Origin of the sequence: Halobacillus dabanensis, assembly GCF_900114165.1 — a bacterium.
Classification (GTDB): Bacteria; Bacillota; Bacilli; order Bacillales; family Halobacillaceae; genus Halobacillus; species Halobacillus dabanensis.
This window is the reverse complement of record NZ_FOSB01000009.1, coordinates 140,860-152,776: the sequence shown is the minus strand read 5'-3', so window position 1 is coordinate 152,776 and position 11,917 is coordinate 140,860. Positions and strand designations below refer to the sequence as shown.

Sequence of the window (11,917 nt, the reverse complement as noted above, 5' to 3'; positions counted from 1 at the left end):
TACCCTTTATCTCTTACACGTTTCAACTCCTTTATTATGTGTTATACAAATAATAAGAAAAGAACAGAAGGGTGGTTATCACATGGATCAAATTATTTTTATTCAAACAGGTACTGGTATTGATGTCCACGGTCAAAATATTACAAAGGCATCCGTTCGTGCCATTGAGAACGCAATCCATTCAAACTCTATGCCGGGTGTTCAGGAAGCTTTACCAGAAAAGTCTATGGAGAATATGAAAACCACTGTTAAACTGGCCTTGCCTTGCGATCTTGATGAATTAGATCACACAAAAGTCAAAGAAGCTATTCCATATGGAGAAGTTGAAGTTGAGTTATTGGATGGTGGAATGCGCACGACAAGTGGGGTCGCTTTAAATGAAGAGGGAGACCATAACGATCAAATGTATATCGTCAATGCTTCCGTAGAAGTAGGGTACTAACCAAACACAAGCCAGGGATTAGCCCCCTGGCTTTTATTTTTTGTCGCTAAAATGATACTACATCAAGGAAGGTGCAGTTCACTGTGATATTATGAAGAAAAAGAAAAAGGTGGTATTAAAATGGAAAAATTAATGTTTATTCAAACTGGAATGGGAACCGATGTCCACGGCCAGAATGTGACAAAAGCTTCCGTAAGGGCTATCAAAAATGCGATACATACGAATTCCATGCCTGGTATCCGATCTGTACTTCCTGAACAATCATTAGACAATATGAAAATAAACGTAAAATTGGCTGTGCCTTGCGACTTAGACAAAATTGATTACGAAAAAGTGAAAGGGGCTATTCCATACGGAGAAGTGAACATTGAAGTGATGGAAGGCGGTATGCTCACAACGAGTGGAATTGTCTTAGAAGAAAAAGAAGATAAAAACGACTTGATGTATATTGTCAACGCAGCAGTAGAAGTGGGCTATTAATAGTAAAATTATTCAACAATATGGCAGTATTCCGGAAGACTAGATTTCGAGACTTTTATTGCGAATAAGGGTTACTCGAAATCGCCTAACAATAACCCTCCCATAAGTAGAGGGAGAATAGCACTTCAAGCTTGTGATTACCGCATTTTCAATTACATCATGCTGCTTCCTTTACTTGAAGAAGGTTTCGAGATACTTATCATGGAAAGGGGGCGGAGGGAAACGGTGAGACTCCTGTGGGATCTGCGGGACAGGTGAGACCCCGCAGAGGCTTTAGCTCGAGGAGGCTCACCGCCCGCCCCACGGAAAGCGAACCTTTTCCCGTAGACCCTAAACTCCCCCTAAAGTCTCGAAACTGAGTCTTCAAGAATAGGGAGCTTTTGTGGGCAGAAGAGTGCAAAACGCCAGGGCAATTGTCCTGGCGTTTTGTTTGTTAGTACGTTTCTGTATCTTCTGCTTCATCTTGACTATCCATGTATTTATCATAATGCTCATTGCGTTGAAAGCTTACTCTGTCAGAGCCTGTGTAACCGTGCATATCCGTAGAGACAAAAGGCTCGAATTCTTCTACATAGCCAACACCATCCTGGTTATCCATCAAAGATGAATCATCATAAGTCATGCTGCTCTGATTAAAAGAAGCCACTTGCTCATACACATTCTGCTCATTGTATTCAGGATCGTCTGCGTCACGACCATAGTTATTTTCTAAATCGGTAAGCACCTCTTCTTCCACTGGTCGATCACCTGATATATCTTGATTCGATGAAGCCTTCGCAATTGTCCTTGCAGTCGGAATAGCATCCAATCTATCCTTTGGAATCTGTTTCCCCGTTTCTTCACAAACCCCATAGGTTCCTTTCTGCATTTGTTTTAGTGAATATTGAATGTCCGATAATTCCTCTTTCAAATGTCCGAGCAAAGCAATATCTTTTTCCCGCTCATAAAGTTCCGTACCTGAATCAGCCGGGTGGTTATCATATTGCGACAATTCCCCTGATGCCATATCACTGGCAAACCCTGTTTCTAAACCAAAATGATTATTATCAATCAACCGTTGTTCAATCTCTCTTTTACGCTCTTCCAATTGCTTTTTATAATGTGTATAGTCCATTTATTTTTCACTCCTGATCGGTTTTCCTTTCTAGTTTGCTCAGGCGATCAGGACCTATGCAAAAAGGAGCACTAACGTAAGCCAGTGCTCCTCCAACATTATTTTCTTAGTGCCTGTAAAAAGTCTTCCTTTAAATCCTCGATATCTTCAAGACCAATGGATACACGAACAAGTCCATCGGTAATACCAAGCTCTGCTCGACGCTCTTTCGGAATCGAAGCGTGAGTCATCATGGCTGGAACAGAAATCAAGCTTTCGACTGCACCTAAGCTTTCTGCAAGTGTAAAATATTTCACGTTTCTAAGGACCTTGTCAGCTTTTTCGCCACTTCCGACGTCAAAGCTGATCATACCACCATTTCCCCTAGCTTGTTTCTGGTGGACATCATTACCCCTATGATTTTCAATCCCTGGATAGTAAATGTTTGTTACTTCCGGTAAACCTTCTAAGAACTCTACAAACTTACGAGTGTTCTCCTCAATTTCTTCCATGCGAATCCCTAATGTTTTGATTCCTCGCATTAAAAGCCAGGAATCTTGAGGTCCGAGGATACCCCCGGATGAGTTCAAGACGAAGTGTACGTCTTCCGCCAGTTGTTCAGTATTGACAACAACTAAACCGGCTACTACATCACTATGACCACCGAGATATTTCGTAGCACTATGCAAGACAATGTCTGCACCAAATTCGATGGGATTTTGCCAATATGGTGTACTGAATGTATTATCAACGATGAAAGTTAAATCCTTTTGTTTCGCGAGCTCTGATACTTTTTCAAGATCAGTGATTTTCAGAAGTGGGTTCGTTGGCGTCTCTACATAGATAGCTTTCGTTCGATCTGTAATCGCCGCCTCAATATTTTTCACATCACTTGTGTCCACAAAACTTGCTTCAAGACCGAACCGGTTGATGATTTTCGATACGAGACGGTATGTCCCGCCGTATACGTCATCTGTAAAAATCACATGATCTCCGTGGTTAAAAGTCATAAGTACAGCAGTAATTGCAGCCATACCTGAACCGAAGGCAAACCCTCTATGTCCTCCTTCCAATTCTTTAATCAGCTCTTCCAATGCAAAACGAGTAGGATTACCTGTGCGTGAATATTCATAACCGCGGTGTTGGCCTACCCCATCCTGTGCATATGTGCTGACTTGATAAATGGGGACACTGACTGCTCCCGTTTTTTCATCCCCTGTAATTCCACCATGAATAAGCTGTGTTTTTTTTCTCATCTTTTCACTCCTCGTAAATTCCCTGACTTAAATACCGCTCACTACTATCCGGGAAAATTGTGACAATATTAGCTCCAGGCTGTGCTTGGGACGCTTCCCTTAAAGCCGCTTCAAAAACAGCCCCTGACGAACTCGCCACAAGTAAACCTTCGTTCAGAGCCAGCTTCTTAACCTGTTGGAAAGCATATTCATCTGAAATGGTATGAATGGCATCAAAGTACTTAGTGTCCATATAGAAAGGAAGAAATTCCATTCCTATCCCCTCTGTCCTATGAGAACCTGGTTCTCCTCCATTCAGAATCGATCCTTCCGGTTCCACGATCACTGTTTTGATGCCATTATTTTGTTCTTTCAAATATTTGGAGACTCCCATGAATGTACCACCAGTTCCAGCTCCTGCTACAAAAATATCGATGTCTCCATTTAAATCTTTGTAAATTTCAGGACCAAGCGTTTCATAGTAGGCGGCAGGATTTGCCTGATTATTAAACTGTTGCGGACTAAAGGAATTAGAAGTATTTCGGGATAGACGTTCTGCTTTCTTAATCGCACCTTTCATCCCTTTTTCCGTAGGTGTATTGATTACTTGAGCTCCTAGAGCGCGCATTAACATTTGCTTCTCCTGGCTGAACTTCTCAGGTGTTACGAAAATGACACGAAATCCTTTACCTATAGCAGCAAGAGCCAAACCAATCCCTGTGTTCCCTGCCGTCGGTTCTATTATTGTCCCGCCAGGCTCAAGTAATCCCCTCTCTAAGGCATCCTCAATCAGTTTTAAACCCAGGCGGTCTTTGATACTACCACCTGGGTTCATAAATTCAAGCTTGGCAAAAATCCTCGCTTGATTCGGGATCTCCGAATGAGTGAGTTCGATCATCGGTGTCTGACCAATCAATGACTGTATGTTCTTCACGTAACCCATCGCATTCTCATCTCCCGTTTTTATTGAAAAACTTCTGTCCATTCATTACGTTTGTCTAACAATTCTTCAGCAAGCTTCTTAGCTCCTTCTAAACTGTGACTAGCTGCAAAACCACACTGTACTTCGTTACAAGCAGGTACTTCATCTGCTTCCAGGACATCTTTCAGCGTGTTTTCAATCACATTCAACACATTTTCATAGCTATCGTCATTCAGTACAGCTAAGTAGAAGCCTGTTTGACACCCCATTGGACCGATATCAATGATACGATCATGATGATTACGGCTATTTTCGGCCATCAAATGTTCGAGAGAGTGGAGTGCAGGCATATCCATATACTCTTGGTTCGGTTGTTTAATACGGAGGTCGTATTTATAAATTTTATCTCCATGCTCTCCTTCAGTCACTCCGACAAGGCGCACATAAGGAGCTTTTACTTTTGTGTGGTCAAGATTGAAACTTTCTACGTTCATTTTCGGCATATGATCATTCCCCTTTTCTGGCTTGGATTAACCAAGCGTATTTGTTTAGTTGTTCAAAAGTTACCTCAAAGGCTTCTTCTACAAAGATCTCTTTTATATCTTCGAGATAAGGATAGTATTCTTCCTGCAAATCTCTAGCTAAATTTAAAAAACCTTGCTTTTCAGCATCTTGGATTAATGCTTGTTTATGTGCTTCATCTTTGAATAGTGTATCGATGAAAATCACTTCTCCATCATCTTCCAAATGTTCACGGAACTTTTGGAGTGCTTCTCTTTTTTCATCAGAAGTCAAATGATGGAAAGCGAAAGAACTGATAATTGACCGAATCGGTGTTAAGAGAGAAGGGTACTCCAGGAAATTCCCATCATAAATGGCTGCTTCCGGACATTTCACTTTAGCAATCCGTCGCATCTCTGACGAGGGTTCTACTCCTAAAACCACTTTATTCTGCTCAATCATTTTTCTTGTAAGATTAGCGGTTCCGACGCCGAACTCCATAACCGGGGATTTAGAAAGATTAGCGAGACGCTCTAACATCTCCTCATAACCCTCAAATACTTCCCGGTACTCTGGATCTTTTCCAGCGACTGTATCATCATACGAACTCGCCCATTGGTTAAATAGGTCGACGAATTCCATCCCCATTATGTTCATCTCTCCTCATTATTTATAATTCCAATGTGTTAACTCGGAATTACACTATATAATGTATCATATTTCATATCATAGCTCAACGTTATTGTTTTCTAGAAATTTATTAAATAGATGATGACTCTTTTTTCCGCTTTGGTCCTGTCATTGAAATGATGGTGAAGAAAAACAGCCAGCAGTCACTTTTCGTAACGCTGGCTGTTTCTCTGTTATTTTTCACTTCTCTTTCTTCTTTCGGGTGAATCTCCTTCTCTCTTTCCGGGAGAGAGGTTTGCAACTGTCCTTCTTTCCAACTTCTGTTTGATATGTTTTTCTATCTGTTGAAGTGCTTGTTTATCTTTTGGTGCCGCAAAGGTAATCGCGAGTCCTTTTCCTCCCGCGCGACCTGTCCTGCCTATCCTGTGGATATAACTCTCTGGATCCTGTGGAATATCATAATTGAATACATGGGTAATCCCCTCTACATCCAATCCTCTTGCCGCGACGTCTGTCGCAACTAGGTATTGAATCTTCGCATCACGAAAGCGTTGCATTACTTTTTCACGTTTGGCTTGAGAAAGATCACCATGAAGTTCTTCTGTTTCATAACCCTTCGCTACTAATGCATCATTCAGTTTTTTGGCCCTTCTTTTTGTACGACAGAAAATAACTGCTAAAAATGGACGATGTTTTTCCATGATTTGCAATAACGTTTCCTGCTTAGCACGATCTGTCGTTTCATATAGCAATTGTTTAATATTCGAAACAGTGACTTTTTCTTCTTTGATTTCAATCCGTTTAGGGTTTTTCAGGATTTTCTTAGCAAGAGTCTGAACTTGTTGCGAAATAGTTGCTGAAAATAACATCGTTTGTCGTTCTTTGGTCGTTTGGGCGAGAATATCTTGAACATCCGGCAGAAAACCTGCTTCAAGCATTTGATCAGCTTCATCAAGGACAAGATGACGGACATGATCAAGGCTTATTGTCTCTCTTCTCAAGTGATCCAATAAACGACCAGGGGTCGCAATAACAATATGGGCTTTGCCATTCAGTTTATTTGCTTGTTTCGCTACATCCTGACCGCCATAAACGGCCAATACATGTGTATCTTTGTTCTTCAGTTTGTTCACTTCATTTGTGATTTGCAAAGCCAATTCCCTTGTAGGTGTAATGATTACCGCTTGGACCTCATTGGAAGTAGAATCGACTTTTTGTAAAATCGGTAAAACAAATGCGAAGGTCTTCCCTGTTCCAGTTTGTGCTTGAGCAATAAGATCTTCGCCGTTCATTAGAGGTGGAATCGCCTTGTTTTGAACAGGTGTAGGAGACGCAATACCCTCTCGCTTTAACATGTCCGCTAATTCCTTCGATACGCCTAGTTTTTCAAATGGTTGCATTATTACCACACTACTTTCCTTATAATAAAAATTTTTCTTAGACTACTACCCAAAACCGATCCCTTCAAATAATCCATTACGCCTTATTGTACCTAAAAAAACAACCTTATGTAGGAAATGGTGAAATATAAGGTCAGCCTTGTTTGTTTCATCTTCCTCATAACCTTTCCATATAATTTTAATAAGGACTGTAAAAGGAGGTCTTGTTTTTGGACATCAAAGTTCGAAATGGTGATTCATTATGGTATTATTCCAATCTTTTTAATGTTCCTTTGGATTTAATTGTCGATTCTAATCTTGATGCAGATCCTTCCTCATTGCAAATCGGTCAGACGATACGGATTCCCGGGTATCAAACGAGTCGGTATCAAGTCCAAAGTGGTGATACATTTTGGAAAATAGCGAGTGAACGAAGAATTTCGCTGGATTCCATTGCCCTATTAAACCCTTCTGTCAATCCGAGAAAACTTCAAGTGGGGCAGACCATTGTCATTCCCGTTCAAGTCACATATCGAGTTGTAGATGGAAATCGACCCTATGACTTTAATATATTGACTAATGATCTCAATGAATTGTATGAACTTTATCCTTTTATACGCCGCCAAACCATTGGTAATAGTGTAATGGGGAAAGATTTAGATGAGATACAAATTGGAAGAGGGGGAAAAATAGTACATTGGAATGGGTCTTTTCATGCCAATGAATGGATTACATCTGCTGTGATAATGCAGTTTCTAAATGAGTATTTACTTGCTTTGACGAACAAAGAAACCATTCGAGGGTTGGAAATGAATCCTTTTTATAATCAAGTTACCCTCTCTATCGTTCCTATGGTCAACCCAGACGGAGTGAACCTGGTGTTGAATGGACCTCCAGAAGGGAACTTCGGAGAGGAAGCTTCACGCATCAACTCAGGAAGCACAGACTTTTCTGGGTGGAAAGCCAATATTCGTGGTGTTGATCTCAACAACCAATACCCTGCTAAATGGGAAGTGGATGCTGCAAGGAAGCCGACAGAACCTTCACCTAGAGATTTCCCTGGATATCAGCCACTAACTGAACCGGAAACGGTTGCGATGGCGGAATTGGCAAGGGATCGTAACTTTGAAAAGATGCTAGCTTTCCATACACAAGGAGAAGTCATTTTTTGGGGATACGAGGGGCTCGAACCTCCCCGGTCAATGACGATCGTGAATGAATTTGGTAGGGTGAGCGGTTATGAACCGATTCGCTATGTCGATAGTTTCTCAGGTTATAAAGACTGGTTCATCCAAGAATTCCGGCAACCAGGGTTCACCGTTGAATTAGGGGAAGGAGTCAACCCTCTCCCCCTCGATCAATTCGATGAAATATACCAAGAAACCATTGGCATCTTCTTAGCCAGCTTATATATGTAAATCAAAACAAAAAACGCTTAGTAGCCTTACATGCTAAAGAACGACCATGAAGAAGAAAACCCTGTGAGGTCATTGATCCTTACAGGGTTTTCTTCTTTCATTCAAGATCCATCCGGTTCATGTGTCCCTCATGTTCCTCTATGACTCGGATAGCACGGTCATATTCTTCTTCTTTCACTGAAAAATGGAGAACATGAGTCAAATGCTTTTTGTCAGAAAGAGCACTATTCCGGTCATGGTTTGGTGTGACGACTTCTGTGAAATTAAAAGTCCCTCCGCCTGTATTCGTTGAACCTGCCACAGGAACGATTGGTGCCAAATCCGTATCCTCTGGGATTACTTCTACTGTATCCTGTTTGACGGACAAGGATTGCAACGATGCTTTTGCACTTTCTGCATCATTTTCTGTCGGAAAATATGCTTGAATAGTTTTCATACGACCATCCCCCTCCATAAAGGTTTGTACAGTTATAATCCCCTTCTGAATATGGGTTCAAACCTCTGGACGATGAACTATTTACCCCCCCACTAAAAAAGCACCTCTCTTAGGAGAGATGCTCTTTGGCTAGCTGAATTTGATTTTCCACTTGTTTGAAACCTGTTCCACCTTCACTATTTCTCGCAGCAACTACTTGATCAGGCTGAAGTTTTTCGAAAATGTCCGATTCAAATAGTGTAGAGAACTGTTGATACTCCTCTAAGGATAAATCAAGGAGATACTTTTCTTGTTGAATAGAATAAAGAACAATTTTTCCGATCACTTCGTGCGCTTCACGGAAAGGCATGCCTTTGACAGCAAGATAGTCGGCAATATCGGTGGCATTCGAGTAGTCTTCTTTAACGGCATTCTTCATTTGGTCGCCCTTTACTTGCATAGAGGCAAGCATCGGAGCGAGCAATGACAATGCTCCTTCAAGTGTCTCAACTGTATCGAACATTCCCTCTTTGTCTTCCTGCATATCCTTGTTGTAGGCAAGAGGTAATCCTTTCAATAATGTGAGCAGCCCCATAAGATGACCATAAATCCGTCCCGTCTTCCCACGTAAAAGTTCAGGGACATCTGGATTTTTCTTTTGTGGCATGATACTCGACCCTGTACAGAACGCATCATCCAATTCAACAAACTGGAATTCCTGGCTCCCCCACAAAATCAATTCCTCTGACAACCGCGAAATGTGTGTAATCATAATAGAAGATATAGATAAGAACTCAAGGATGAAATCACGATCACTGACAGCATCCAGGGAGTTCGGATAAGGTTGATCGAACCCCAGGGCGTCAGAGGTTGCTTTTCTATCTATAGGGTACGGCGTCCCAGCTAATGCAGCTGCCCCTAGTGGGGACCAGTTGATGCGTTTCATACTGTCTTGCAGGCGCTCTTTATCTCGTTCGAACATCCAAAAGTATGCCATTAAGTGATGGCCGAACGATACCGGTTGGGCCCGCTGCAGGTGCGTATACCCTGGGAGGATCGTTTCCATATGCTGTTCCGCTTGCTCTACTAAGGATGATTGAACGGCCTCTACAAGTTCAATCAACCCTTCTGTTTTTTCACGCAAATACAAATGCATATCTGTCGCTACTTGATCGTTCCGGCTCCGACCTGTGTGTAATTTACCGCCAACAGGACCGATTTCCTCGATTAGCAGTTTTTCAATATTCATATGGATATCTTCATGTTCCACGGAAAAAGTGACTTCCTCTTTTTTAACTTTTTCTTCAATGGAAAGAAGACCTTCTTTGATTTTCCATACTTCATCCATTTCAAGGATATTACAAGAACCCAGCATTTCGACATGCGCGATACTACCCTTAATATCCTGCAAAGCTAATTTTTGATCAAAGCTGATGGAAGAAGTGTACTCTTCCACCAGCTTATTTGTTGGTTTTGTAAAACGTCCGCCCCATAACTTAGTCATGTTGTGTCACCACAGCTTGCTCGAGTAACTTCTCCCCTTTATGAACATCTGCATGGACCTTTGTAGGTAACCCCCAAAGCTTGATGAAACCAACGGCAGCATTATGATCGAATGCATCCTCTTTAGAATAAGTGGAGAGCTCTTCATTATACAAACTTACCGGCGATTTTTTACCGATAACTGTGTGGTGTCCTTTAAACAGTTTCACCTTGACTGTTCCAGTAACGACGGATTGAGTAGCATCAACGAACGCAGACAATGCTGGTTGAAGAGGCGAATACCATAGACCATCATAGATGATTTTAGCAAGTTGTTGATCGACATTTACTTTGTACTGAGAGACTTCTCTTGTCAAAGTCAAAAATTCCAATTCCTTGTGAGCATTGATCAAAATCATGGCTGCTGGATTCTCATAAACTTCTCTTGATTTAATACCAACAAGGCGATTTTCCGTATGATCGATTCTTCCGATGCCATGTTTGCCGCCAAGCTCATTTAAATACTCGATAAGAGGGACTAAATCCATCTTCTCTCCATTCAACCCGACTGGCTTCCCTTCTACGAAATCGATCTCAATAGTATCGGCTTGATCTGGTGTTTCTTCAATTGGATTGGTCCAGGCATAAGCTGCTTCCGGTGCTTCTTTCCATGGATCTTCCAGCACACCCGCTTCACATGCACGTCCCCATATGTTCGCATCAATGGAAAATGGATTATCCAGATTGACAGGTACTGGTATTCCTTTCTCCTCTGCATATATGATTTGTTCATCGCGTGTCATTCCCCACTCACGGACAGGGGCAATTACTTCAAGATCTGGATTCAGAGCTTGAATGGAAACTTCAAAACGCACTTGATCATTTCCTTTTCCTGTACAACCATGTGCGACCGCAACTGCTCCTTCTTGTTCAGCGACCTCCACGAGTAATTTTGAAATCAAAGGACGAGATAATGCAGATGATAATGGGTATTTCCCTTCATAAAGAGCATTGGCTTTCAGTGCTGGCATCAAATACTGTTCCGCCAGAAGTTCTTTAGCATCAATCATAATGGCTTTAATGGCTCCAACATCCAAAGCTTTTTTTCGAATCGTTTCCAGGTCTTTCCCTTCCCCGACATCGAGCCCTAATGCAATCACATCATAGCCGTACTTTTCTTGTATCCATTTAATTGAAATTGATGTATCCAGACCTCCGGAATAAGCTAATACTACTTTTGGTTTTGTCATATTGATTACCTCCTTATAATTGTCCATAAAAAATCCGCCTCCTACTTTAGGTAAGAGACGGATTTAATCATCCGCGGTGCCACTCTCATTGCCTGTATATCCAGACCAACTCGAAACTGATAACGGGTGCTCCCGGTTCTGGCTACTTTATTTCACCAAACTTCTCAGAAGTGCGTTTCCGTATTAAACGAATACCGGGCTCCCACCGTCCCCAGTTCGCTGTGATCGAATTCATACGTACTCTCTTCATCCACGAATGTGTATTTTTATAATATATTACTCATAATTATACAAAAACGTGCGTAAAAGTCAACAGATTATTTTAATTCATAGAAAAAGTTTTTGAGTTTAAGATTTTCATAACCTCTCACCTCCTACTAAAGCTCTCTTACCTTGAACACTCAGTTTCGATATTTTTGTGAGTATAGACGCTGCGGGAAAAAGTCGCTTTCCGCGAGGCGGGCGCTGAGCCCCCTCACTCTTTGGCTGAACATCAACATAAAGACTTTTCAGGGCTTCCCTTCCTACTTGTACTCATGTTACAATTATCGGGATAAAGATTATATAAAGTCTGCTTCATAGCAGGAGAGGTTCTAGCAACACCCTCTATAAAAAACTAAGGATGGAACTATACCTTACCTTAGGTATGGTTTTTTTAATGGTTTTGGGT

Annotated in this window: 12 protein-coding genes, 1 riboswitch and 1 other annotated feature; of the genes, 3 read left to right on the top strand and 9 right to left on the bottom strand. The window is 41.5% G+C overall.

Annotated features, from left to right (window positions below):
- Nucleotides 1–82 precede the first annotated feature (82 nt).
- Both BMZ58_RS15480 and BMZ58_RS15475 read left to right on the top strand, forming a co-directional pair.
- On the top strand, nucleotides 83–442 hold the full coding sequence (locus BMZ58_RS15480; RefSeq protein ID WP_075037460.1) for a Lin0512 family protein: 360 nt from the start codon (nucleotides 83–85) through the stop codon (nucleotides 440–442).
- Between the two features lie 120 nt (nucleotides 443–562).
- Complete coding sequence (locus BMZ58_RS15475; protein ID WP_075037459.1) at nucleotides 563–922, top strand: Lin0512 family protein; 360 nt, start codon at nucleotides 563–565, stop codon at nucleotides 920–922.
- A gap of 433 nt (nucleotides 923–1,355) precedes the next feature.
- On the opposite strand, the gene BMZ58_RS15470 is transcribed toward BMZ58_RS15475, so the two are convergent.
- The 6 genes from BMZ58_RS15470 to BMZ58_RS15445 form a co-directional block, all read right to left on the bottom strand.
- The gene (locus tag BMZ58_RS15470) at nucleotides 1,356–2,036 is read right to left on the bottom strand and encodes a TraR/DksA C4-type zinc finger protein (protein ID WP_075037458.1); all 681 of its coding nucleotides are present in this window, start codon (nucleotides 2,034–2,036) and stop codon (nucleotides 1,356–1,358) included.
- 98 nt (nucleotides 2,037–2,134) lie between these two features.
- Nucleotides 2,135–3,271 carry a bifunctional cystathionine gamma-lyase/homocysteine desulfhydrase gene (locus tag BMZ58_RS15465; RefSeq protein WP_075037457.1) on the bottom strand — a complete coding sequence of 379 codons (1,137 nt, stop codon included), beginning with the start codon at nucleotides 3,269–3,271 and terminating at the stop codon, nucleotides 2,135–2,137.
- Between the two features lie 4 nt (nucleotides 3,272–3,275).
- Nucleotides 3,276–4,193: a PLP-dependent cysteine synthase family protein gene (locus BMZ58_RS15460; RefSeq protein ID WP_075037456.1), complete on the bottom strand. Its 918-nt coding sequence runs from the start codon at nucleotides 4,191–4,193 to the stop codon at nucleotides 3,276–3,278.
- A gap of 20 nt (nucleotides 4,194–4,213) precedes the next feature.
- Nucleotides 4,214–4,675, bottom strand: coding sequence for an S-ribosylhomocysteine lyase (locus BMZ58_RS15455; RefSeq protein ID WP_075037455.1), 462 nt, complete (start codon nucleotides 4,673–4,675; stop codon nucleotides 4,214–4,216).
- 4 nt (nucleotides 4,676–4,679) lie between these two features.
- Complete coding sequence (locus BMZ58_RS15450; protein WP_075037454.1) at nucleotides 4,680–5,321, bottom strand: class I SAM-dependent DNA methyltransferase; 642 nt, start codon at nucleotides 5,319–5,321, stop codon at nucleotides 4,680–4,682.
- A gap of 215 nt (nucleotides 5,322–5,536) precedes the next feature.
- Nucleotides 5,537–6,703: a DEAD/DEAH box helicase gene (locus BMZ58_RS15445; RefSeq protein ID WP_075037453.1), complete on the bottom strand. Its 1,167-nt coding sequence runs from the start codon at nucleotides 6,701–6,703 to the stop codon at nucleotides 5,537–5,539.
- 209 nt (nucleotides 6,704–6,912) lie between these two features.
- On the opposite strand from BMZ58_RS15445, the gene BMZ58_RS15440 reads away from it, so the two are divergent.
- The gene (locus BMZ58_RS15440; protein WP_075037452.1) at nucleotides 6,913–8,100 is read left to right on the top strand and encodes a M14 family metallopeptidase; all 1,188 of its coding nucleotides are present in this window, start codon (nucleotides 6,913–6,915) and stop codon (nucleotides 8,098–8,100) included.
- A gap of 97 nt (nucleotides 8,101–8,197) precedes the next feature.
- On the opposite strand, the gene BMZ58_RS15435 is transcribed toward BMZ58_RS15440, so the two are convergent.
- The 3 genes from BMZ58_RS15435 to BMZ58_RS15425 all read right to left on the bottom strand — a co-directional run bounded on the left by BMZ58_RS15435 (nucleotide 8,198) and on the right by BMZ58_RS15425 (nucleotide 11,247).
- Complete coding sequence (locus BMZ58_RS15435; protein WP_075037451.1) at nucleotides 8,198–8,536, bottom strand: hypothetical protein; 339 nt, start codon at nucleotides 8,534–8,536, stop codon at nucleotides 8,198–8,200.
- Nucleotides 8,537–8,645: 109 nt separating this feature from the next.
- Entirely contained in the window at nucleotides 8,646–10,019 is a 1,374-nt protein-coding gene (gene argH, locus BMZ58_RS15430) for an argininosuccinate lyase (RefSeq protein ID WP_075037450.1), read from the bottom strand.
- On the bottom strand, nucleotides 10,012–11,247 hold the full coding sequence (locus BMZ58_RS15425) for an argininosuccinate synthase (protein ID WP_075037504.1): 1,236 nt from the start codon (nucleotides 11,245–11,247) through the stop codon (nucleotides 10,012–10,014). Before BMZ58_RS15425 ends, argH begins: the two co-directional genes overlap by 8 nt.
- Nucleotides 11,248–11,297: 50 nt before the next feature.
- Nucleotides 11,298–11,509, bottom strand: a binding site (T-box leader).
- Between the two features lie 319 nt (nucleotides 11,510–11,828).
- Nucleotides 11,829–11,873: riboswitch (PreQ1 riboswitch) on the top strand.
- Nucleotides 11,874–11,917: the final 44 nt, after the last annotated feature.